Genomic DNA, 22,947 nt, shown 5'->3' on the forward strand with positions numbered 1-22,947 from the left:
CGGTGCAGGCCTCGCGACTTCCGCCGGGCTCAACGGTGAATCTGCCCCGTAAGAAGAGATGAAATCGTGACATAGCGGTCAATTGTCTGATAAGCGGTCACGGTCTGCGGCGATCCTCGAGCGGGGATTCGACCGTCGCCCGTGGGCTGCGTGTTGCCATGCTACGTAGAACGAAATATAGTCTCCGGCATGCCAAGGGGATCATCAGAAGTCAGCGAGCCGATGTACTTCGTCCTCGCCGCCCTCCTGGACGGGCCGCTCCACGGATACGCGATCATCAAGGGTGTCGCCGAGCTCTCGGGAGGACGCGTCAAGCCGTCCGTGGGCACCCTCTACGGCGTCCTCGACCGGCTGGCCGCCAACGGTGTGATCGTTGTGGACCGGGAGGAGACCGTGGACGGGCGCAGGCGGCGCTACTTCCGGATCACCGACTCGGGCAGCGCGCTGGTCCGGGCGGAGGCCGAGCGCATGCACGAGGCCGCCTCGGTGGTCAGGGGCCGCGCCCTGGGGGCGTTCTTCGCATGACGGCACTGGAGCGGCGCTACCGCCAGCTGCTGCTGGCCTACCCCCGCGGTTACCGGTCCGCCTACGGCGACGAGCTCATCGGCCTCCTGCTCGACACCGCCGACCCCGGCAGCTCACTGCCGCCGCCCAAGGAGCGGGAGATCGGGCTGCGGGTGGAGCGTGAGTTCGGCGCGGTCCTGGGCTGAGGCCCCGTGCCCGCCGGGCTCGCCGGTGGTGGCCGAGCCGGGCGCGGTGATAGTTCGACAGGGAACGTAGGGTTTCCCCCCTAAAGTTCCACGTATGGAACAGACCATCACGGCAGAGCCCCAGGTGGATCGCCGGGCGCTCGTGGCGGCAGGCGTCACCGTGGTGCTGTGGGCCTCGGCATTCGTCGCCATCCGCAGCGCCGCACCGTACTTCTCCCCCGGTGCCCTGGCTCTGGGCCGGTTGCTGGCGGGCTCGGTGGTGCTCGGCACCATCTGGCTGGTGCGGCGTGAGGGCCTGCCGCCGCGCGCCGCGTGGCCCGGCATCCTGGGCTCCGGAATCCTGTGGTTCGGCCTCTACATGGTCGTCCTGAACTGGGGCGAGCAGGAAGTGGACGCGGGGACGGCGGCTATGGTCGTCAACGTCGGCCCGATCATGATCGCGCTCCTCGGCGGCTGGCTGCTCGGGGAAGGGTTCCCGCCCCGTCTGATGTCGGGGATGGCGGTGTCGTTCCTCGGCGCCGTCGTGGTGGGGGTGTCCATGTCCGACGGGGGCCGCGCGTCGGTCGTCGGGGTCCTGCTCTGCCTGCTCGCGGCGGTGACGTACGCCGGTGGCGTGGTCTGCCAGAAGCCCGCGCTGCGGCACGGCTCGGCGCTGCAGGTCACCACCTTCGGCTGCTTCGTCGGCACGGCGGCCTGCCTGCCGTTCGCGGGCCAGCTGGTGTCGCAGATGACGGATGCCCCGCTGTCTGCGACGCTGAACGTCCTCTACCTGGGGGTCTTTCCGACGGCTCTGGCGTTCACCACCTGGGCCTACGCGCTCGCCCGCACCACCGCGGGCAAGATGGGCGCCACGACCTATGTCGTTCCGACCATGGTGGTCCTGATGGCCTGGATGGTCCTCGGCGAGATCCCCGGCTGGCTGACCCTCGCCGGCGGCCTGCTCTGCCTCGCCGGCGTGGCCGTCTCCCGAGGGCGGCCCGCGAGGGCGTGAGCCCCGGACGGAACGGTCAGGCGGGTATCGAGACGCCGAGACCGCCGCGGGTCTGCGCGCCGTACCTCTCCTTCTCCCGGGCGATGTCGAGGGGCTTGATGCCGCTCCGCCCGCTCAGCACCTCCTCGGTGAGCAGGTCGGCCGGGACCAGCCAGGACACCTCGAACTCCAGTCCGTCGGGATCCTTGGCGTACAGGGCCTTGGTGGTGGAGTGGTCCGAGGCGCCGACCAGCGCGTCCAGCTCGCCGAGCTTGAGCGCGATCCGCTCCAGCTCCGCCAGGGTGTCCACCTCCCAGGCCAGGTGGTAGAGGCCGACGGTGGAGCGTCCGGCGCCGGAGGGGCCTGCCTGGGCGCCGAGCTCGAACAGGCCGAGGTCGTGGTCGTTGGTGGAGCCGGAGGCCTGCAGGAACGCGGCTCCCCGCATCTCCATGACGACCCGGAAGCCGAGGGCCTCCCGGTAGAAGGCCACGCTGCGCTCCACGTCGCGCACGAACAGGACCGCGTGGTTGAGCCGTTGGACCGGCATGGTTCCTCCCATAAAACTTGAACTCTCAAGCACTTTACCGCCAGATGTTTGAGAGTTCAAGTAAACTGAGACGGTGACGCGATGGCTGGACGATGACGAGCAGCACGCCTGGCGTGCGTTCCTGGCGGCCTCCCAGCTCGTCCAGGAGGAGCTGGACCGCCAGTTGCAGCGGGATTCCGGCATGCCGCACGCCTACTACGCGGTGCTGGTGAAGCTGTCGGAGGCGCCGGGCCGCACGCTGCGGATGAGCGAACTCGCGTCGGAGGTCAACTCCTCGCAGAGCCGGCTCTCCCACGCGGTGGCCCGGCTGGAGGAGCGCGGCTGGGTGCGGCGCGAGCCATGCGCGGCCGACAAGCGTGTGAGCTGGGCGGTCCTCACCGACGAGGGGTTCGCGGTGCTCGCCGCGGCGGCACCCGGTCACGTCGAGGCGGTACGGCAGAGCCTCTTCGACCTGCTCACCCCCGAGCAGGTCATCCAGCTCGCCGGGATCTGCGATGCGGTGCTGAGGAAGCCGGAGGCCTGAGCGGCCCCGGCGGCTCGCCGAGGAGATCAGCGTGGGCCGGGACCCGTCGGGTCTGTAAAACCGGTGGCGGTCAGCGCGGGGCGGGGGGCGTCCCGGCCGCGGCCAGGTGGGCTCCGGGGTCGGCGATGATCCGGTGGATGACCTGCCCGGCGGCGCCCAGGGTCGCGGCGTCGCCGCCGAGCCGGGAGACGGTGAGTTCGGGGACGGTGTGGCGCATCGTGCTCAGCCGGGCGGTCATCGTGTCGTGGGCCGGGCCGTGGATCCACGGGAACAGCGGGGCGAAGATGCCGCCCAGCACGATCGTCCCGGGATCCATCAGGTGGACCGTGGAGGTGAGCGCCACGCCGAGTGCCTGCCCGGCACGCTCGCAGGCGCGCAGCGCACCGGCCTCGCCCGCCCGCAGGCGCTCCACGAGCTCGGGGATGCCGCCCGCCGCCGAGCCGCCCGCCGCCCCTCCCGATCCGGTCGCTCCTCCCGATCCGCCCGCCGCCGATCCGGCCGTCCCGCCGAGGCCGGCCGCGCGCAGGAGAGCCTCCTGGCCCGCGTACTGTTCCAGACAGCCCCGGCCGCCGCAGCGGCAGGCGGGGCCGTCGGGGGAGACGATCACGTGGCCGAGCTCTCCGGCCAGTCCCCGGGTGCCGCGGAAGAGGGCGCCGCCGACCACCAGGCCCGCGCCGATACCGATCTCGCCGGACACATGGAGGAAGTCGCCGGTGCCGGAGCCGAACCAGAGCTCGCCCAGCGCCGCCAGGTTGGCCTCGTTCTCCACGTCCACGGGGAAGTCCAGCAGGTCGCCCACCCGGACGTCGTGCCAGCCGAGGTTCGGGGCGGAGTGGAGGAGCCCGTCGTCCACAGGGCCGGGGACGGCGAGGGTGGATCCGGCGATGGTGAGGCCTTGTGAACGGGCTTCATCCACAGCCTTGCGGGCAAGTTTCTGCAGGTGAGAAAGGGTTTCCGTAGGCGAGGTGACCTGGTTGTCCACAGCCTGTGCACAACGCAGCCGTACCGAGAGGGTGAGGTCCACGACGCACGCGGACAGGTAGTCGACGTTGATCTCGAGGCCGAGGGCCGCGACCCGGTCCCCGCTGAGGCCGACCGCCGTGCCCGGCCGTCCCCGCTCGCCGTCGCGCAGCGCGCCCGACTCGGTGACCATGCCGGCGTCGAGCAGGTCGCCGACCATCTTGGACACCGTGGTCTTGGTCAGTCCGGTGATCTCGGCCAGCGCCGCACGGGTGACGGGCCCGCTCCGGCGGACCTCGCCGAGGACCACGCCGAGGTTGCGGGCACGCATCGAGTCATGGCGTACGGCCTGCGTCATGGAACACCCCCTCTTGACGATCCCACCACCTCGCACCATATTAAGTCCATAAAGTGGATTAAATCGGAGGACCGCGCATGAGCGACTACACCCCCACACCCGAGGACCGCTTCACCTTCGGGCTGTGGACCGTCGGCTGGCAGGCCCGTGACCAGTTCGGAGACGCGAGCCGCGCCCCGCTCGACCCGGTGGAGAGCGTTCACCGGCTCGCCGAGCTCGGCGCCTACGGCGTCACCTTCCACGACGACGACCTGCTGGCCGTCGAGCCGGACCGGGACAGGGCCGTCGAGCGTTTCAAGAAGGCGCTGGCCGAGACGGGGCTGAAGGTCCCGATGGCCACCACCAACCTGTTCACCCACCCGGTCTTCAAGGACGGCGGGTTCACCAGCAACGACCGCGAGGTCCGCCGCTACGCCCTGCGCAAGGTGATGCGCAACGTCGACCTGGCCGCCGAGCTCGGCGCGACCACCTATGTCTGCTGGGGCGGCAGGGAGGGCGCCGAGTCCGGCGCCGCCAAGGACATCAGGGCCGCGCTCAGCCGTTACAAGGAGGGCATGGACCTGCTCACCTCCTACGTGATCGACAAGGGCTACGACATCAGGTTCGCCATCGAGCCCAAGCCGAACGAGCCGCGCGGCGACATCCTGCTCCCGACCGTCGGCCACGCGCTGGCGTTCATCAACGAGCTGGAGCACGCCGAGCGGGTGGGTCTCAACCCCGAGGTCGGCCACGAGGAGATGGCCGGGCTCAACTTCGCGCACGGCATCGCGCAGGCGCTCTGGCACGGCAAGCTGTTCCACATCGACCTGAACGGCCAGCACGGCACGCGGTACGACCAGGACCTGGTCTTCGGCCACGGGGACGTGAAGAACGCGTTCTTCCTGGTGGACCTGCTGGAGAACGGCGGCTACGACGGTCCCCGGCACTTCGACTACAAGCCGCTGCGCACCGAGGACGCCGAGGACGTCTGGGTCTCGGCCGCGGCCAACATGCGCACCTACCTGATCCTGAAGGAGAAGGTGAAGGCGTTCCGCGCCGACCCCGAGGTCGCCGAGGCGCTCGCCGCCAGCAGGGTCGCCGAGCTGTCGGAGCCCACGCTCGCCCCCGGCGAGACGCTGGAGGACCTGCACCGCGACGACTTCGACGTCGAGCGGGCCGCCGCACGCGGATTCCACTTCTCCCGCCTGAACCAACTGGCCATGGAGCACCTCCTCGGGGTCCGCGGATGACCCTCGTGGCCGGGGTCGACTCGTCGACCCAGAGCTGCAAGGTGATGATCAGGGACGCCGAGACCGGCGCCCTGGTCCGGCAGGGGCGCGCGGCCCACCCGGACGGGACCGAGGTCGACCCGGCCGCCTGGTGGTCGGCGCTCCAAGAGGCGATCGCGCAGGCGGGCGGGCTGGACGGCGTCGCGGCGATGAGCGTCGGCGCCCAGCAGCACGGCATGGTCTGCCTGGACTCCTCCGGCGCCGTCGTGCGGGACGCGCTGCTGTGGAACGACACCCGCTCGGCCGGGGCCGCCCGGGACCTGGTGGAGGAACTGGGCGGGCCGGCGGCGTGGGCGGAGGCGGTCGGCAGCGTGCCGGTCGCGTCGTTCACGGTGACCAAGCTCCGCTGGCTGGCCGAGCACGAGCCCGCGAACGCCCGCCGTACGGCCAGGGTCTGCCTGCCGCACGACTGGCTCACCTGGCGGCTGGGCGGGGAGTCGGTGACGGACCGGGGCGACGCGTCCGGGACCGGATACTGGTCGCCCGCGACCGGTTCCTACCGGACCGACCTCCTGAAGGCGGCCTTCGGTGCCGTCCCCGAGCTGCCGCGCGTGCTGGGTCCCCGCGACTCCGCGGGCGAGCTGCGCGCCCCCGGCGGCCGGCCGGTACGGCTCGCGGCCGGGACCGGGGACAACATGGCCGCGGCTCTCGGGGTGGGAGCCCTGCCGGGAGACGTGGTCGTGTCGATCGGTACCTCGGGGACGGCGTTCGCCGTCGCCGAGAGCCCGAGCGCCGACCCCGCCGGTGCCGTGGCCGGGTTCGCGGACGCCACCGGGCGGTTCCTGCCACTGGTGTGCACGCTCAACGCGGCCCGGGTGCTCGACGCCGCCGCCCGGCTGCTCGGGGTCGGCCTCGACCGGCTCGGGCAGCTCGCCCTCGACGCCCCCGCCGGGGCGGGCGGCCTCGTCTGCGTGCCGTACCTGGAGGGCGAGCGGACCCCGAACCTCCCGGACGCCACGGGATCGCTGCACGGACTGACCCTGGGCACCTCGACCCCCGCCCACCTGGCCAGGGCCGCGGTGGAGGGCATGCTCTGCCACATGGCCGACGCCTTCGACGCCCTCGGGCTGGACCCGGCCCGGGTGCTGCTCATCGGGGGCGGCGCCAGGTCGGAGGCCGTACGGCGGATCGCCCCGGCGGTCTTCGGGCGGCCGGTGATCGTCCCCCCGCCGGGGGAGTACGTCGCGGACGGGGCGGCGAGGCAGGCCGCCTGGCTGCTCGGCGGCGGTGACGAGCCCCCGGCATGGGAGGCGGCCGGAGCGGAGCGCTTCGAGGCCGACGCCACGCCCGCGGTGAGAGCTCGCTACGCCGAGGTCCGTGACGCCCAGATCCGCGACGGGAGCTGACGCCCCGCCTCTGCCCCGCCCCCCGCCGCCGGCTCGTCTCAGGGGTGGGTCAGGGTCGGATCAGGGGCGTCGCCGGATGTATGAACGGGGCCCCGTGGGACAGTCTTGGCGCATGCTCGCGTTGAAGAGGCTCTACCCGCTGGTCGCCTGCGCCGGGATCGTGATGGCCGCGGTGGCCACGGTCGTCGGTCAGATCGACCCGGATCCCCATCTGGACCCGCTCAATCTGACGATCGGCGAGTACGCGGCGCTGGACCGGGGAGGGGCCGTCGAGTTCGCCATGGCGTCCCTGGGGATCGGGTCCTTCGCGCTGGTCGCGGGCCTGCGGGCGGCCGGCGTGCCGGTCGGCGCGGTGGCGGAGCGGTTGATGCTGGCGTGGAGCACGGCGCTGGTCGTCATCGCGATCATGCCGGTCACCGCCCCGATGTACCCCTACGTCTCGGTCACCGCCTTCGCCACCGTGTTCGTCTCCATGCCGGTGGCGGGCGCGCTGATGGTGACGCGGTTCAGCCAGGACGAGGGGTGGCGGGCGGTCGCCCGGCCGATGGAGTGGCTGGCGCTGGCCGGCGGGTTCGGGCTGCTGGCGATCACCTATGTGGCGCTCCCCGGCGACCGGGTGCTGATCGGCCTCGCCGAGCGGGTGATGCTGGGCACGGAGATCGCACTGGTCGGTGTGCTGGCCGTACGGCTGTCGCAGCTGACCGTGGTACGGGCCATCCGGCTCTCGCCGCCGGCCTGGGTCCGGGCCACCACTCGCGCCTCACGCGCCGCTTTGAGTGGACTTGTCTCAGAACATGACTATTTCATGACAGGTCACAAATAGGATACGAATACCGCCATCAGTCAGTGCTATCCTCGGCGGCGATCTAGAGATCGTCCGGAGGCCTCCGCCACCGGCGCTCCGAGACCGGACCGTAGAGGTGACATGGCATCGAGCAAGTCCATCCGGTTCAAGATCTCGGTACTGGTGGCCATCCCCCTCACCTCGATGGTCGCCCTGTGGGGCTTCGCGGCGACCGTCACCATCGGCGACTCGGTGAGCCTGCTCGATGTCACCACGCTCTACGACTCCTTCGGCGGGCCCGGCGACACGCTGAACAGCGCCCTCCAGCGTGAGCACCTGCTGTCGGCCGAGTATCTGGCGAGCCGCTCGGACGCCGACCGCGCCACCCTCACCGGGCAACGCGTCGTCACCGACCAGGCCCGCGAACGCTTCCGGAAGGCGACCACCTCCGACCCGGCCCAGTCGGCCATGTCCGCGGAGACCAGGGCCCGCTTCGACGAGCTGATGAGCCGCGTGAACGCGCTCGACACGGTCCGGGCCAAGATCGACAGTGGCCGGATCGGGCCGGTCAGCCTCGCCAACGACTTCTCCACGGTGCCCGACGCCCTGAACCGGCTCTTCACCACCATGAGCCTCAGCAACGACCTGCCGCTCTACCGGCAGTCGCGCGGCCTTGCCACGATCATCTACGCCAAGGACTTCCTCGGCCGTGAGCGGGCGCTCGCGGCCGGGTCGCTGGCGCGCGGCCGCCCGCTGTCGGCCGGAGAGCTACGCCTGTTCACGCAGCTCTCCACCAAACGGCTCTTCCTCATGGACCAGGGGCTGCCGGAGCTGGAACCGGCGCTGCGCCAGCCCTTCGGCGAACTGACCGACTCGCGGCTGTACGGAAGGTTCACCAGGCTGGAGGAGCGCCTGCTGGCCGGTGCCCTCGTGTCACCCACCGACTGGCGGGCCGCCAGCGACGAACTGGAAACCGCCTACCAGAGATCGGTGACGGCGGCCGGCGTCGCCCTCTACGATCGCGCGACGCCGGACGCCGTGGCGACCTTCGCCAGAGCCGGAATCGCCGGTGTGCTCGGGCTCGTCGCGGTCGTCACGTCGCTGCTGGTCTCCTACCGGGTGGGCAGGGGACTCACCCGGGAGCTCGCCGGCCTGCGCCGGGCCGCCGCGGAGCTGGCGGAGGTGCGACTGCCCCAGGTCATGGAGAAGCTGCGCCGGGGCGAGCGGGTGGACGTGGCGGCCGAGGCCCCCTCGCTGGGACCGCTGGGCAGTACGGCCGAGGTCCACGACGTCGCCGCGGCCTTCGACAGCGTCCAGCACCGCGCCGTGGACGCGGCCGTGGAGCAGGCCAGGCTGCGTGAGGGTGTCGCCCAGTCCTTCCGCAACCTCGCCCGGCGGAGCCAGTCCCTCCTGCAGCGCCAGCTCAAGCTGCTCGACGGGATGCAGAAGCAGGCCGAGGATCCCGACGCGCTGGAGAACCTGTTCCGGCTGGATCACCTCACCACCCGCATGCGCCGTCACGCCGAGGGCCTGGTGATCCTCTCCGGCGGAGCCTCCGGCCGTAAGTGGCGCTCGTCGGTCCTGATGGAGGACGTGCTGCGCGGCGCCGCCGCCCAGGTCGAGGACTACGCACGCGTGCGGATCTATCCGATGCCCGGCACCACCCTGGTCGGCGGCGCGGTGGCGGACATGATGCACCTGTTCGCCGAGATCATCGAGAACGCAACGGTCTTCTCCCCGCCCGGGGGCGAGGTGTCGGTCCGGGGCGAACTCGTGGGGCGCGGCTTCACCATCGAGATCGAGGACAGGGGACTCGGCCTGACCGCTGAGAAACGTGTCGCGATCAACGAACGTCTGGCCGCCCCGCCGGAGCTCGACCCGGCCGAGACCGACCGGCTCGGGTTCGCGGTGGTCGGCATGCTGGCCGCGCGGTACGGGGTCGGCGTGACGCTGCGAACCTCGCCGTACGGCGGGACCGGCGTGGTCATCCTGCTGCCGGAGTCCCTGCTGGGTGATCCGGAGCCGGTCGAGCCGCCGGAGCCGGTGCTGCGGGAGATCACCAGGATCGCCGAGCCGGTGGGCCCCCTGAAAACCGTCGATTCGCAAGCGCCGGCGGAGCCCCTGGTGCCGGCCCCCGCGGGCCTGTGGAAGTCGTCGCAGCGGCGGGTCAACGGCGGGCTGCCCCGCCGGGTGAGCCAGATGAACATCTCGCCGCAGCTACGGCAGGAGCCCTCCCCGGTCGCCGAGGTGGAGACGCGGTCCCCCGAGGAGGCGCGGGCGCTGCTGAGCTCCCTGCAGGCGGGATGGCGGCGCGGGCGGGCGGACGGTGAAGACGGCGGTGGTGAGCCGTGAGCCGGGGCCGGGGCCGGGAGCGAGGCCGCCGGGTCGGATCGGCGGAATCGACGGAGACCGCAACGAGTGTGATCATCAGAGGGGAAGGGGTTTAACCACGTGCCGGGTGAGCTGTATTGGCTTCTGGATGACTTCGTCACAAGTGTGGCGGACGTCTCGCACGCGCTGATCCTGTCCAACGACGGGCTCATGGTGGCCTCGTCCCGGGGGCTGAGCAAGGAAGACGCCGACCATCTGTCGGCGGTGGCCTCCGGCTTCCAGAGCCTGGCCAAGGGGACCAGCCTGCAGTTCGGCGGAGGAGCCGTACGGCAGACGATGGTGGAGATGGACTCGGCGTTCCTCTTCGTCACCTCGGCCGGCCAGGGGAGCTGCCTGACGGTGATGACCACGGGAGCCGCCGATGTGGGCCTGATCGCCTACGAGATGGCCCGTCTGGTCACCCGCGTCGGACAGCACCTCGCCACCGAGCCCCGGGTGACCGGCCAATGAGCGATGACATCGAGTGGATCGACGAGGAGGCGGGGCCCGTCGTCCGCCCCTACGCGCTGACCGGTGGGCGGACCAGCACGTCCTCCGGCGCCTTCGACCTGCTGTCGATGGTGGTGGCGACGGGGTCGGCGGTCGCCGCGAGCTCGCATCTGGGCTCCGAGCACCGGAAGCTGCTCGGCCTCATGCGGCGGACCCGGCCGATCGTGGAGATCGCCTCGGACGCCAGGTTGCCGATCGGCGTGATCAGGGTGCTGCTGGGGGATCTGCTGGACCAGGGCCTGATCCTGGTGCGCTCGCCGCTCCCGGCCGCCACGGCGCCCGCGGAGAGCCTCCTGCAGGAAGTGATCAGCGGCCTCCGGGCGCTGTGAAACCCGGAGGCCATGACAGGCCGGCGGTCCGCGGTGAAGGCCGCGGACCGCCGGGTCCGGTCAGCGCTGGCTTGCCGTCAGCACCTTGAGGGAGTGCTCCACCAGCGTCACCAGCACGATCTTGGCCGATGCGCGACGCCGGACGTCACACAGCAGGACAGGCACGTCCGAGTCCAGGTCGAGGGCCACGCGCACGTCCTCGGCCTCGTAGCGTTCGGCTCCGTCGAAGCAGTTGACCGCCACGACGAACGGCGTGCCCCGCTGTTCGAAGTAGTCGATCGAGGGAAAGCAGTCGGTCAGCCGCCGGGTGTCGGCCAGCACGACCGCGCCCAGGGCGCCGTAGGACAGCTCGTCCCACATGAACCAGAACCGCTCCTGCCCGGGAGTGCCGAACAGGTACACGACCAGGCCCTCCCGGATCGTGATACGGCCGAAGTCCATGGCGACCGTGGTGGTGGTCTTGCCTTCCACGCCCTCGACGTCGTCGATGCCGATGCCGCGGTCGGAGAGCACCTCCTCGGTGCGGAGCGGACGGATCTCGCTGATCGCGCCGACGAGTGTGGTCTTGCCCACCCCGAAGCCGCCCGCGATGAGAATCTTGAGCGCGACGGGTTCGTCAGAGGGCCCGAAGTCCATTGATCACTTCCTTGAGAATGCGCTCGCTCGCCGAAGCGCGCCCGATCGAGATGAGCTGGTGGTCCTGCAGGTCGCCGAGGAGGACACGGACCACGCCGAGCGGCAGGTCGAGATCCGAGGCGATGTCGGCCACCGATGTCGCGGCGGTGACCAGGGAGAGGATGCGTTCCTGCTCCGGTCCGGGGACGAACCCCTCGGACGTGCCGGCACCGGTCGCGGTGACCATCGCGACCAGGTCCAGTTCGTCGCCGGAGGAGCGGGTACGCCCCCCGATGAGTGCGTAGGGCCGGACGATCGGTCCGGCCTCCTCGTCCACCCACTGCATCATCCGGCTCCCGCGTCTTCGGCTGGGGGACCGAACGACCGGTGTCCTCCGCGCGCGCCTGCCTCGTTCACGAGAGCCCTTGGCGTGGAAGGGTGGAGATATGCTGGCCGACCCGCTTGACCAGCATCGCCATCTCGTAGGCGATGTGGCCGACATCGGCGTCGGAACTGCTCAGTACGGCCAGGCAGGTTCCCTGGCCGGCTGCCGTGACGAACAGGAACGCCGACTCCATCTCCACGATCGTCTGGCGCACCTCGCCGCCGCCGAAGTGCCGCCCGGCTCCGCGCGCCAGACTCTGGAACCCCGCCGCGACCGCGGAGAGGTGTTCGGCGTCCTCCCGGTTGAGCCCCTTGGAGAAGCCGACGGCGAGCCCGTCGGTGGACAGGATCACCGCCTGGCGCACCGCGCCCACCCTGGTGGTCAGGTCATCGAGGAGCCAGTTCAGCTCGCCGGTGTTAGTCGCTTTCACGGTCATTAGTCCCCCTTGTCGCCTGTCGTCTGGTGTGCGAAGTCATTTCCCTGCTCCTCGCGCCCACGCCGTGCCCCCGCCTGGAAGGCGGAGAAGAGGGCGCGGACCTCGTCCGGCGAACGCTCGGGGGGTTCCGGCGCCTGCTCCGGCTCGACAGGCGCCGGTGGCTCTTGCCGTAGCTGTGGGGCCAGGTTCGCCTGCCGTACCCGGCGGGGCAGGTTCCCCGGCCCGGTGGTCTCTCGAGCCGGTTCGCCGGCCGTCTCGGAGACGGGGTCACGCGCAGGCTCCCGGGTGTGCTCCCGCGCGGGCGCACGGGTCCGCTCACGGTCAGGACGGTGAGCGGCCTCACGGTCCGGCATGTCCGCCACCACGACGAGGGCCGGGGCGGCCAGAGGCGGCGCGGGAGAACCCGCGGCGGGGGAGACCGTCCTCGTCCGGCGGGGCAGACCTGATTCGGAGCGGCCGGAGGTCAGGGCGGCGGGCGGTGCGGGCCTGAGGAACTCCGCCGGCCGTTCGGTGAGCCGCTCGGCGGTGAGAGTGAGTGGCGAGGGGGTGTCGGCGAGCACTGTGCGGGGGATGAGCACGATGGCCGTGGTGCCTCCGAACGGCGAGCCGCGCAGGAGGACCTGGATGCCGTGCCGAGAGGCGAGCTGGCCCACCACGAACAGGCCGAGCCGGTCGCTGTCGGCCAGGTCGAACTCCGGCGGGCTGGCCAGCCGCTCGTTGATCGCCTCGTACTCCGTGGCACTCAGGCCCAGGCCCCGGTCCTCCACCTCGACGGCGAATCCGTTGGCCACCACGTCACCGCGCACGGTCACCGTGGTCTGCGGCGGCGAGTAGATCGTGGCGTTCTCGATGAGCTCGGCTATCAGGTGGGCGATGTCGGCGACCGCGGCCCCGTCGATCGAGGCGTCGGGCATCGGCGGCACGCTGACCCGGGTGTAGTCCTCGACCTCGGCGACCGCGGCCCTGACGACGTCGACCACGGTCACCGGCGTGCGCCAGGCCCGGCCGGGCGCGGCGCCGGACAGGATGATCAGGCTCTCCGCGTGCCGCCGCATGCGGGTGGTCAGATGGTCCAGGCGGAACAGGTCGTCAAGGCTGTCGGGGTCGCTCGCCCGGCGCTGCATGCTGTCCAGCAGGGTGAGCTGGCGGTGGAGCAGGCCCTGCTTACGACGGGCCAGGTTCACGAAGACCTGGCTGACCCCGCGGCGCAGGTTGGCCTGGCCGACGGCGGCCTCGACGGCGGTGTGCTGCACCGAGCCGAACGCGTGGGCCAGGTCGCGGACCTCGAGCGAGCCGCTCGCGACGATCGGTGGCGCCTCGGCCTGCACGTCGACCTCCTCGCCGAGCCGGAGCCGTTCCACGACGCGCGGGAGCCGCTCCTCGGCCAGGTCCAGGGCCGCCGAGCGGAGCCCGGCCAGCTCGCCGGCGAGGCGGCGGCCGAAACGGACCGAGATGATGATCGACGCGACCACCGCGATCAGGCCGATGCCGCCGGCGACGGCGATCCGCACCATGATGCCGGTGGCCACCGACTGGGCCCGATCGGCCAGCGTGTCGGAGGAGGAGACGCCGAGCTGGTCGAGCCCGGTCGCGATCCTGTCCGTGGTCGCCTTCCAGCCACCCGCCTCGGCGGGCAACCGGCTGCCCGTGGCCCCTGTGACGGCCCTCTCCAGGGCGGCGAACTTCTCGAAGGCCGCGGAGTCGAAGGTTTCCCGGTACGGCTTGCTCAGTTGGGGGTCCAGCGCGGACAGACCGCGCGCGTGCAGGAAGCGCCGGGTGGAGGCGTACTCGCCGAAGGCGCTCCGCTCCTCCGCGGACATCCGGTAGTCGATCAGAGCCCCGCTCATCAGCGCGTTCTCTCTGGCGATCATCTCGCGGGCGTTGCCCATCGACTGCATGGCCGCGGCCTGCTGGAAGATCGACAGGTCGGGGACCGCGACCAGCTGGTCGTACAGCAGGAAGACCGCGTCCAGGATCTGGTTGTAGTTCGACAGCACCTCCAGCCGGGCGTTCTGGCCGCCGTCGATGCCGGCGCGGATGGCCGGCAGCCGGTCGAGCCGGTGGAGCAGCGCGTCCAGCGAGGCACTCAGCTCAGGACCGTGGGAGGTGTCGGCGAGCGCCGCGTCGCGGAACTTCTCGACCGCCCGGTCGGTACGGCCGCGCTGCTGGCCGACCTCGCTGGTCAGAACCCGGGAGCTGATCGCCACCGAGGACTGCGTCCGCTCGGCCTGAAGCTGGAGCCCTAGCTGGGTGGAGGTGATGCCGACGGTCTGGTAGAGGGAGTTCGCCCGGAGGAGGGCCGCTCCGTCGCCGACGGTCAGGTTGAGGACGAAACCCCAGAGCGCGCTGAGCGACAGCAGGGGTAGGAGCAGCAGCAAGAAGATCTTGAACCGAATCGACCGGTTTCCAGAGCCCATGCCCACTCGTCCCAACTTCTGAGCGTGTGGAGGCTTTCGCTGCTTTAGGGGTGAATACGCCTCCGGAAGATCGCACAGGAGACTAGCACCGATAAGGTCTTTACGCAGTGGAGGATCTGATGATTAGTGTGATTACCGGGGCTAGTGCCGGAATCGGCGAGGCCGCCGCCGTGGAGCTTGCCAGGCGCGGGCAGCAGGTCGTCCTGGTCGGCCGCGACCCCGCCAAGGTGGCCGGAGTGGCCGACCGGGTCAAGGCCGTCTCCGGGGCGGTGCCGGATACGTTCACCTGTGACTACACCTCGCTGGAGGATGTGCGCGGGCTCGGCGCGGAGTTGCTCTCCCGCTATCCGCGGATCGACGTTCTGGTCAACAACGCGGGTGTCATGACCACCGAGCGGACGCTCACGCGCGACGGTTTCGAGACGATGATTCAGGTGAATCACCTCGCGCCTTTTCTGCTGACGAACCTGTTGCTGGACCGGGTGGCCGGCCGGGTGATCACCACCTCGTCCAGGGCCGGCAAGACCGGGCGTCTGGACCCCTCCGACCTGAACCGGGAGCGGCGCCGGTGGAGCGGCTGGCTGCAGTACGGCGACTCCAAACAGGCGGGCGCGCTGTTCACGGTGGAGCTGGCCCGGAGGCTCACCGGGACGGGGGCGAGCGCCACCTGCTTCCACCCGGGTGTGATCAAAACGGAGTTCGCCGCGAAGACGTTCATGATGTGGATGGTGAAGAACATCCCCGGCATGGGCCAGACGGTCGAGCAGGGCGCGAGCACCATGGTCCATCTCGCCACCCACCCGGACGGCGTCGCCCACTCGGGCCGCTACTTCGCCAAGAGCGCCCCGGCGACCGTCCCCACGGGCATGAGCGACCCCACCCTGGCCCGCGCCCTCTGGGATGCCAGTGCGGCGGCCGTCGCCCTTCCCGGCGAGGCGTAGCGGGCGTCGGCGGGCAGGCCCGCAGGGCCCGGGGCGGGGCAGGGCGGGAGGGCGAAGGTGATCCAGGGCCGGGGAAGTTCCCCGGCCGGCCATCGGCCGTTCGCCGGGCGTTGGGCGGCCCTCGTTAGGGTCCCGGGGCTGTGAGCCTCGCAGCCCCTCTCCGGGTGTCCTTCCGTACCCCGGCCGGCAGGGATCCCTTCTTCGACAACGCCAAGTTCCTGGCGATCACCCTGGTGGTCTCCGGGCACCTGGTCGAAGGGCTGCGGGAGGTGCCCGCCGCGCACGCGGCCTACTTCTACGTGTACCTCTTCCACATGCCGCTGTTCATCGTGCTCAGCGGCTACCTGTCACGAAATTTCACCTTCTCATCGGGTAAGGCGCGCAAGCTGATCAGCACGCTCGCCGTGCCGTACGTGATCTTCGAGCTGGTCTACTCGCTGCCCCGCCTGATCCTGTACGGCAAGCTGGACATCAGCCTGCTCGATCCGTACTACCTGACCTGGTTCCTGATGTCGCTGTTCCTGTGGCGGCTGTCCACCCCGGTCTGGCAGCAGCTCAGATGGCCGCTGGCGGCCGCCGTCGCGCTGTCGCTGCTGTCGGGGACGAGCAGGCTGCCCGACGAGCTCTCGATGAACCGCACGCTCGGGCTGCTCCCGTTCTACGTGCTCGGTCTCATGCTCCGGCCGGAGCACTTCGCGTGGCTCCGGCGGCGCCCGGTCCGGGTCGCGGGGGCGCTCACCCTGGCCGCCGGGGCGGTCGTGGCGCTGGCCGTGCACACCCGGGTGAAGACCGAGTGGATCCGCTGGCGGCACGCCAACGACGCGATCGGGGTGGACGACCTCACCGGCAGCCTGATCCGGCTGGCCCTGCTGGCCGCCGGGGCTCTCCTGGTAGCCGCGTTCCTGGCCGTCACCCCGTCCCGGCGTACCTGGTACTCGGGGCTGGGCACGGCGACCATGTACGCCTACCTGCTCCACGGCCTGGTGGTGAAGGTCGCCGAGCGGTTCTACGGCGACTGGGCCACCACCCTGCCTGGTGTGGCCGCCGTGGCCGCCTTCGGGGTCGGGCTCGCCGCCGTGCTGTGCACCGGGCCGGTGAGGAGGGCGGCCCGGTGGGCGGTCGAACCCGGGATGAGCTGGGCCTTCACCCGGCTGAGAAGGCCCGGCTGAGAAGCGCGCCCGCCTTCTCGCATCCACAGCTCTCAGGCGCGCAACTCTCCGGCCGCTCTCAGGCTTGCAGTTCCCCGACCGCGCGATAGGCGGCGGTGATCGCCGCGTCGGCGTAGGCGGCCGGAACGGAGTCGGAGTTGGCGATCGCGATCCGGCCCGCCCGCCGGCGGGCCAGGGTCGCCGGGAACGGGCCCCGGGGGTAGAAGTCGAGATTCCACGGGGTGGCGTATTCGGGCGCGTAGCCGTGGCCCCACCGGTTGACCGTGATCGCCTGGATGTCGCGGCCCGGGTCGAAGCCGCCGGGGCCGAGCAGCCGGGTGAGCTGGTCGCGGATGCTGTACTCCATGTAGTAGTAGGGCGTCTTGATCAGCTCGTAGCGTCCGGCGACCGACCCGGCGGCGGGTGACATGCCCCGCACGGCGGGGGCGGAGATCATGTGCACGTTGATCGGCTGGTCCGGGGTCATCGGGGGCAGGTAGTCGCCGATGCTCACCGGGTAGTCGAGTTCGGCCACGGACCAGTAGGCGCCGGTGAAGCGGGTGCGGTTGACGCCCGTCTTCTGCCAGGCGCTCCAGTCGCGGAGCTGGACGGTCGCGTACAGCAACGGCACCTTGACCGCCTTGCGCAGCGCCTCCTTCTGCTCGGCCGGAAGCTCGCCGACCAGGTAGGGGATCACCATGTTCCAGCAGGCCATGATCACACTGGCTGCCCTGACGGTCCTGACCCCGTCCCCGTCGAAGTACCCCACGGTGGCGCTCGTGGCCGTGGCGGGATCGCCGTCGTTGGAAGCCGAGACCACCGGGCTGGACAGGCGGATGCGGATCTGGTTGCCCGGCAGGTCGAGCCTGCCGTAGTCGAACGTCGCGGTGCTGATGTCCTCCATGCCGGCGGCCGTGGTGAAGCCCGGGATCATCCGCCCGATCATCATCCGGACGATCGCCTGGTTCCCCTCGGGAAAGTGGTAGATGTACGGATCGTCCGCACCCCACCCTTTGATCATGCTCGGCGAGTTGTACGGGGACGGCGCGGTGCGGTCGAGAGCCAGACCCTGGAACCCGGGGTAGCCGTATTCATCGGCACTGCCCCAGGCGTCGATCGCGCCGAAGGCGTCGGAGCCGTAGCCCCACTCGTCGTCCGGCATGGTCTGCACGAACCGCACCACGTCCGGGTGGACCTTGCAGACGTCCTTGAGGAAACCCGCGTAGGTCAGCCGGGCCAGGCGTTCCTTCTTCTGCCCGTCGGACAGGCCGGGGAACCAGTCCGGCGGGTGCCCGTAGAGCATCAGCAGGTCCTTCCTGGCCTGCTCGGCGACCGGCAGTTCGGCGATCCACTGCGTGGCCTTCCTGCCCGGAGCGAGGACGACCAGTTTCTCCGTGTTGAAGGTCTCCCGGTCGCAGTAGACGCTGTCGTGCATCCCGAGGTCCGTGTAGAGCGTCTGGTTGAAGTACTTCTCGAACTTCTTGACCTTCACCCCGATCTTGTCGAGCAGGTCCTTGCCCTCGGGAGTCCACACCGAGGGCGCCTCGATCGACTGCGATCCCCCGTACCCGATCAGCAGTCCCCTGCGGTCCTTCGGATGGAACTCGTTGCGCCGGGCGTGCCCGCCGACCTCGTCGTGGTTGTCCAGGATCAGGATCCGCGCGTCCGGCGCGCGCTCCAGCCACCTGTGAGCCGCGCTGACGCCGCTGATCCCCGCGCCGACCACGACCAGGTCGTAGTGCTCGCCGGTGGGTTCGGGCACGCCCGCGTAGTCCCAGAACCGGTCGTCCCGCAGGGCGTGGGGCACGCTGAGCGACTGGGCGGTGTTGCCCCGCAGGCCCGTGAGGTCCGGCGGATAGTCGGTCTCCCGTGGGACCCTCAGCTCCTCCGGGCCGATGGCGTTGGGCAGTCCCGAGTCCCCGGCGCATCCCGTCAGGGAGCCCAGCGCCGCGACCCCCGCCACCGTGGCCACGCCGTCGAAGAAGTCCCGGCGGGTGATGGGCCGGCCCATGCCCAGCTCCCGGGCCCTGTCCGGAGTGACGTCCTGGGGATCGCTCATGGGGCGATCCTGACGATCGGGACCGAGGGCAGGAGCCGCCACGCGGTGCTCCCGGCAAGTCTTTGCCCGCCGTAGTGGAACAGCATCCGTGACGTCCGCCGGACGCGCGTCGCGGCGCGCGTCCGGCGGAGGCGGCCGGAGACGCCCCTTCCGCCCGCGCGGAGCGGGATGCAGGCCGAGCGTCAGCGTGACCCGTAACGCTCCCGGCGGACCGTCGCCTTCTTCCCCTTGACGGTGGCTCCCCGGAGGGCCGCGATCACATCGTCGGCCGCCGACTCCGGGACCTCCACGAGCGAGAAGCGGTCGGAGATCTCGATCGCCCCGACGTCGCGCCCGCTGAGACGCGTCTCGCCCGCTATCGCGCCGACCAGGTCCTGCGGCCGGATCCCGGAACTGCGCCCCGCGCCGATGAACAGACGCGTCATCCCGCCCGCCGGGCCACGGCCACGCCTTTCCTGGGGGCCGGTGCCCTCCCGGCGGCCGCGTCCCTCCCGCCCGGTCGCCGGGGCGACGTCCGGGATCTCCTCCTCGTCGTCCGCGGCCCCGCCGGCCTCGTGCGCCAGCTTCACCGCGGCCAGTGCCACCTCCATGATGTCGAACTCGTCGGTGAGCGTCTCGACCACGACGCGGAAGCGCTCCAGGTCGTCCTCCAGAAGGCTTTCGTGCAGCGCGGCACGCGTCAGCTCCAGCCGCCGGGCGTGCAGGTCGGCGATCGTCGGCACCTTCTCGACCGTGATCCGGCGTTTGGTCACCCGTTCGATGGTCTTGAGCATCCGGTGCTCCCGCGGCTCCGCCAGGGTGATGGCCACGCCCTCGCGGCCGGCCCGGCCGACCCGGCCGATCCGGTGCACGTAGGACTCCGGCGCGGAGGGGACGTCGTAGTTGACCACGTGGGTGAGCTGCTCGACGTCGAGCCCCCGCGCGGCCACATCGGTCGCGACGAGCAGTTCCGCCGTCCCGCTGCGCAGCCGTCCCATCACGCGGTCGCGCTGTTCCTGACCCATCCCCCCGTGCAGCGCCTCGGCGCGGTAACCGCGCCCGTTCAGCGTCTCGGTGAGCTGGTCCACCTCGTCGCGCGTGCGGCAGAAGACGATCGCGGCCGTGGGCGCCTCCACGTCCAGCACCCGCCCGAGCGCCGCGGGCTTGTGCGCGCGCGGGACGATGTAGGCGACCTGCCGTACGAGCGGGGCCTCACCCGGGGCCGTCGTGTCGCGCCCGATCTCGATCCGGACCGGGTCACTCAGGTGGCGGCGGGCTATCCCGTTGATGCGCGGCGGCATCGTCGCCGAGAAGAGCACCGTCTGCCGGTCCTCGGGCGTCTCCTGGAGGATCGCCTCGATCTCCTCGGCGAATCCCATGTCGAGCATCTCGTCCGCCTCGTCCAGAACGACCATCTTGAGATCGTCCAGGCGGAGCGTCCCGCGCCCGATGTGGTCGAGTGCGCGCCCGGGCGTCGCGACCACGACGTCGACCCCCTGCTGGAGCGCCCGCAGCTGCCGGCCGATCGGCTGCCCGCCGTAGATCGGCAGGATGCGCGCGCCCAGGTCGCGGCCGTAGTGGTGGAAGGCCTCCGAGACCTGTACGGCCAGCTCGCGCGTGGGCACGAGCACCAGCGCCATCGGCTGCCCGCCCTCGCCGTCCGGAGTCATCCGCTGGAGCACCGGGAGCGCGAACGCGGCCGTCTTGCCCGTCCCCGTCGCCGCCTGACCCAGCAGGTCGCGTCCCTCCATCAGGGGTGGGATCGCCTCGCGCTGGATCGGCGTGGGCTCCTCGTAGCCGAGGCGGGAGAGCGCGTTCAGGAGCTCGGGGCGGAGCGCCAGGTCGGCGAAGCTGCTCGTGTCGTCTGTCGTGTTCAGGGTCATGTCGGGCTCCTCGTTCCGGGACGGACGCGCACGGGACTCACGCCGGCTCCACGTTGCACTCCCTGCGGCGTGTTCCATCCGTGGGGCGATCCCGCCCGCCGGTTCCGGCGGCAGTGCGACTGCCGTGGCGGACAACCGGCCGCACGTGCCGTCAGGTCGGCCGACCGACCTTACCGGTGTGGGACCGGACGCTGCGAACCAGGCGGCCATCAGCAGGCCAAAGTGCGTATTACATGACATTCCCCACCACAGGCCAGACGAACAGCTCCGCCTGCCCTCGCGTCGGCCTCGCGCGGTGCGGAGGGCCGGGCGGGGTCAGATCATCACATGCGCCTCGGGGTGCCCCACGAAGGAGAACTGGGCTCCGCGGGTGAGCTTGTGGTCGTCGGGCTGCCAGGTGTGCATCGAGGGATCGCCGCTGCGCCAGTAGACGAAGTTGAACCGGTCCGCGGAGTAGATCTTGACCCGGTCCTCCTTCAGCCTCTTGACCAGCCGGGTGTCCTCACCCCGGGTGACGTCCTCGAAGCCGTAGTGGCGGAACATGCCGGCCTTGCCGAGGAAGGTGCCGCCCTGGACCAGCCAGCTGTAGCGGTGCTCCAGGCCGGGCATGCGCAGCATCGTGGTGTTGGTGCCCTCGAAGTAGGCGTAGTGCCCGCCCTTGCCGACGAGTTCGGCGTCGGAGTAGTCGAAGGCCCGGACCAGGTCGGACAGGTAGTGCTCGCCGTAGAGGTTGTCGTCGTCCATCTTGGCGATCAGCTCGCCCTCGGCGGCGGCGATGCCCAGGTTCATGCAGGCGCCCAGCGACAGCGACGGGTCGGCGGGGAGCACCACGACGTCGGAGATTCCCGCCATGCGGGCCTTGTCGGCGACGACGACCGGGTCGATGTCCAGGCCGTGCAGGACCATCACGAGCTGGAGCGGCCGGTGGATCTGCTTGGCCACCGAGGAGATGGCGTGCTCGATCTGCGAGGCGCGGTTGGTCGGCAGCACCACGGACACCGACCGGGACCGCGGCGCGACGGGCCGTCCGAGCAACTGGAGGATCTGGTCCACGCGGTGCGTGAACAGGTGCTTGTCGAAGACCTCGCGCATGGCCAGGTGGCCCTGGCGGGCACGGAGCTCGGGGCTGTTGATCAGGTGCAGGACCTGGTTGTAGGACTCCAGCTCGTCATGGGCGATCGGGATCAGCGGGCCGAAGGTCTCCTGGATGGCCCGGGACCAGCCGGAGACGACCGAGGTCGAGCAGGCCGACAGCTCGAAGACCCGGCGGGCGCACATGGTCGGCGAGTCGAGCACCGAGTTCACGTTCAGGAAGACCTTGTACATCTTGTACGCGGCCAGCATCTGGTCGTAGGGGAGCTCGCCCACGATGTGCGGGACGTACTCCGCCGGCCAGGCGTACTTCTCGTCGACCGTGCCGTTGCGGGCGAAGATGTGCAGGCCCAGCTCACGGACCGGGGCGAGGACGGTCTCCATCTGCTCACGGCGCTCGGGGTGCTTGTCCCGGAAGTACATGCCCGCGAAGACGACGTCGTGCAGGCGGCCGCGCCGCTCCTGGATCGGGTTGTGCACCCGGGGCTGGGCGGCGAACTGCAGGACGTCGACCCGGTCGTGCCCCAGCACCTCGCGGTACCGGGGAACCATGTCGCCGTCGCAGGTGAAGACGTAGTCGAACAGCTTGGCCGTGTCGATGAAGAAGTCGAAGTTCGGCGGGTCCTCCTTGTTCCAGAAGACCGTGGGGACGCCCTCTTCGCGGCACCAGTCGATCAGGGCGCGCAGCTCCGGCTTGGGGGCGTTGGAGCCGGTCATCTGGTAGCGCCAGCGGCCCTGGTTGCCGTGCCAGGCCGACTCCACGAACAACAGGTCGGGGCGGCGCTCGGCGAAGATCTCCGGCCAGTCGCGGAGCCCGAACTCGATCTGGTCCCACTCGTACTTGAACGCCATCCGGGAGAAGTCGTCCAGGATGACGGCGACCTTCAGATCCGGCCGGTTGATCGGCCCGGCGGGCCACTTCACCTGCGGCACGTCCACGACGGGCCCCTGGTGGTTCAGCTCCTCGACCACCTCGGCCACCGGCCGGGGCGCCGCGGGCCCCTTGCGGGGCCGCAGCGCCATGCGCAGCTTGCCCGGCAGCCGCACGACCCCGGACCCCTTGGCGCCCGTGATGGCCTCGGCCACCCGGTAGGGCCGCTGGACCTTGGTGGACTCCAGCTTCCACTGGGCGTAGTCGGCGCGCGCCTCGGCGATGGCGAGCCGCCGTTCCAGGTCCCGGACCCGCTCCTCGAAGCGCTCGACGACCTTGCGCTCCTCGGGCAGCCAGTTGACGGGTCCCAGGCGCCGGTATGCGGGCTCTTCGGGGGTCTGCTCACTCATGGGGGAACTCATGGAGGATCGCCTTTATCCGGGGTC

At 70.9% G+C, this 22,947-nt stretch carries 21 protein-coding genes; 12 read left to right on the forward strand and 9 right to left on the reverse strand.

Going from position 1 to position 22,947, the window contains the following annotated elements:
- Nucleotides 1–189 precede the first annotated feature (189 nt).
- The 3 genes from FHR32_RS15080 to FHR32_RS15090 all read left to right on the forward strand — a co-directional run bounded on the left by FHR32_RS15080 (nt 190) and on the right by FHR32_RS15090 (nt 1,701).
- Nucleotides 190–525: a PadR family transcriptional regulator gene (locus FHR32_RS15080; RefSeq protein ID WP_184754880.1), complete on the forward strand. Its 336-nt coding sequence runs from the start codon at nt 190–192 to the stop codon at nt 523–525.
- Nucleotides 522–710, forward strand: coding sequence for a hypothetical protein (locus FHR32_RS15085; RefSeq protein ID WP_184754881.1), 189 nt, complete (start codon nt 522–524; stop codon nt 708–710). The genes FHR32_RS15080 and FHR32_RS15085 overlap by 4 nt, the downstream gene beginning before the upstream one ends.
- A 94-nt stretch (nt 711–804) precedes the next feature.
- A complete protein-coding gene (locus FHR32_RS15090; protein WP_184754882.1) occupies nt 805–1,701 on the forward strand; it encodes a DMT family transporter in 897 nt (298 codons plus the stop codon).
- Nucleotides 1,702–1,717: 16 nt separating this feature from the next.
- Here the strand turns inward: FHR32_RS15090 and FHR32_RS15095 are convergent, their stop codons facing one another.
- Entirely contained in the window at nt 1,718–2,227 is a 510-nt protein-coding gene (locus tag FHR32_RS15095; RefSeq protein WP_184754883.1) for a VOC family protein, read from the reverse strand.
- A gap of 73 nt (nt 2,228–2,300) precedes the next feature.
- Between FHR32_RS15095 and FHR32_RS15100 the strand changes: the two genes are divergently transcribed.
- Nucleotides 2,301–2,750: a MarR family winged helix-turn-helix transcriptional regulator gene (locus FHR32_RS15100; protein ID WP_184754884.1), complete on the forward strand. Its 450-nt coding sequence runs from the start codon at nt 2,301–2,303 to the stop codon at nt 2,748–2,750.
- Nucleotides 2,751–2,820: 70 nt separating this feature from the next.
- Here the strand turns inward: FHR32_RS15100 and FHR32_RS15105 are convergent, their stop codons facing one another.
- Entirely contained in the window at nt 2,821–4,068 is a 1,248-nt protein-coding gene (locus tag FHR32_RS15105; protein WP_184754885.1) for an ROK family transcriptional regulator, read from the reverse strand.
- Nucleotides 4,069–4,145: 77 nt separating this feature from the next.
- Between FHR32_RS15105 and xylA the strand changes: the two genes are divergently transcribed.
- From xylA to FHR32_RS15135, 6 genes are all read left to right on the forward strand, one after another.
- Nucleotides 4,146–5,297, forward strand: a complete 1,152-nt coding sequence (gene xylA / locus FHR32_RS15110; protein ID WP_184754886.1) for a xylose isomerase — start codon at nt 4,146–4,148, stop codon at nt 5,295–5,297.
- Nucleotides 5,294–6,682: a xylulokinase gene (gene xylB / locus FHR32_RS15115; protein WP_184754887.1), complete on the forward strand. Its 1,389-nt coding sequence runs from the start codon at nt 5,294–5,296 to the stop codon at nt 6,680–6,682. Before xylA ends, xylB begins: the two co-directional genes overlap by 4 nt.
- 112 nt (nt 6,683–6,794) lie before the next feature.
- Nucleotides 6,795–7,505 (forward strand): DUF998 domain-containing protein, encoded by a 711-nt coding sequence (locus tag FHR32_RS15120; RefSeq protein WP_184754888.1) that lies wholly within the window; start codon nt 6,795–6,797, stop codon nt 7,503–7,505.
- Between the two features lie 102 nt (nt 7,506–7,607).
- Nucleotides 7,608–9,818 carry a sensor histidine kinase gene (locus FHR32_RS15125; RefSeq protein ID WP_184754889.1) on the forward strand — a complete coding sequence of 737 codons (2,211 nt, stop codon included), beginning with the start codon at nt 7,608–7,610 and terminating at the stop codon, nt 9,816–9,818.
- A 99-nt stretch (nt 9,819–9,917) separates the two neighbouring features.
- Nucleotides 9,918–10,307, forward strand: a complete 390-nt coding sequence (locus FHR32_RS15130) for a roadblock/LC7 domain-containing protein (RefSeq protein WP_184754890.1) — start codon at nt 9,918–9,920, stop codon at nt 10,305–10,307.
- Nucleotides 10,304–10,675: a DUF742 domain-containing protein gene (locus FHR32_RS15135; protein WP_184754891.1), complete on the forward strand. Its 372-nt coding sequence runs from the start codon at nt 10,304–10,306 to the stop codon at nt 10,673–10,675. The genes FHR32_RS15130 and FHR32_RS15135 overlap by 4 nt, the downstream gene beginning before the upstream one ends.
- 60 nt (nt 10,676–10,735) lie before the next feature.
- Here FHR32_RS15135 and FHR32_RS15140 read toward each other — a convergent pair whose 3' ends face one another.
- From FHR32_RS15140 to FHR32_RS15155, 4 genes are all read right to left on the reverse strand, one after another.
- Nucleotides 10,736–11,311: a GTP-binding protein gene (locus tag FHR32_RS15140; protein ID WP_184754892.1), complete on the reverse strand. Its 576-nt coding sequence runs from the start codon at nt 11,309–11,311 to the stop codon at nt 10,736–10,738.
- On the reverse strand, nt 11,292–11,639 hold the full coding sequence (locus tag FHR32_RS15145; RefSeq protein WP_184754893.1) for a DUF742 domain-containing protein: 348 nt from the start codon (nt 11,637–11,639) through the stop codon (nt 11,292–11,294). The genes FHR32_RS15140 and FHR32_RS15145 overlap by 20 nt, the downstream gene beginning before the upstream one ends.
- Nucleotides 11,640–11,703: 64 nt before the next feature.
- Nucleotides 11,704–12,111: a roadblock/LC7 domain-containing protein gene (locus FHR32_RS15150; protein WP_184754894.1), complete on the reverse strand. Its 408-nt coding sequence runs from the start codon at nt 12,109–12,111 to the stop codon at nt 11,704–11,706.
- Nucleotides 12,111–14,528 carry a sensor histidine kinase gene (locus FHR32_RS15155; protein ID WP_184754895.1) on the reverse strand — a complete coding sequence of 806 codons (2,418 nt, stop codon included), beginning with the start codon at nt 14,526–14,528 and terminating at the stop codon, nt 12,111–12,113. Before FHR32_RS15155 ends, FHR32_RS15150 begins: the two co-directional genes overlap by 1 nt.
- A gap of 119 nt (nt 14,529–14,647) precedes the next feature.
- Between FHR32_RS15155 and FHR32_RS15160 the strand changes: the two genes are divergently transcribed.
- Nucleotides 14,648–15,469, forward strand: coding sequence for an SDR family NAD(P)-dependent oxidoreductase (locus tag FHR32_RS15160; protein WP_184754896.1), 822 nt, complete (start codon nt 14,648–14,650; stop codon nt 15,467–15,469).
- 140 nt (nt 15,470–15,609) lie between these two features.
- The gene (locus tag FHR32_RS15165) at nt 15,610–16,638 is read left to right on the forward strand and encodes an acyltransferase family protein (RefSeq protein ID WP_184754897.1); all 1,029 of its coding nucleotides are present in this window, start codon (nt 15,610–15,612) and stop codon (nt 16,636–16,638) included.
- Nucleotides 16,639–16,696: 58 nt separating this feature from the next.
- Here the strand turns inward: FHR32_RS15165 and FHR32_RS15170 are convergent, their stop codons facing one another.
- The 3 genes from FHR32_RS15170 to FHR32_RS15180 form a co-directional block, all read right to left on the reverse strand.
- A complete protein-coding gene (locus FHR32_RS15170) occupies nt 16,697–18,676 on the reverse strand; it encodes an NAD(P)-binding protein (protein ID WP_246466155.1) in 1,980 nt (659 codons plus the stop codon).
- A gap of 182 nt (nt 18,677–18,858) precedes the next feature.
- Nucleotides 18,859–20,538 (reverse strand): DEAD/DEAH box helicase, encoded by a 1,680-nt coding sequence (locus tag FHR32_RS15175; protein ID WP_184754898.1) that lies wholly within the window; start codon nt 20,536–20,538, stop codon nt 18,859–18,861.
- Nucleotides 20,539–20,853: 315 nt separating this feature from the next.
- Complete coding sequence (locus FHR32_RS15180; RefSeq protein ID WP_184754899.1) at nt 20,854–22,911, reverse strand: glycosyltransferase family protein; 2,058 nt, start codon at nt 22,909–22,911, stop codon at nt 20,854–20,856.
- Nucleotides 22,912–22,947 lie beyond the last annotated feature (36 nt).

It is taken from the genome of Streptosporangium album, from assembly GCF_014203795.1.
Lineage (GTDB): Bacteria > Actinomycetota > Actinomycetes > Streptosporangiales > Streptosporangiaceae > Streptosporangium > Streptosporangium album.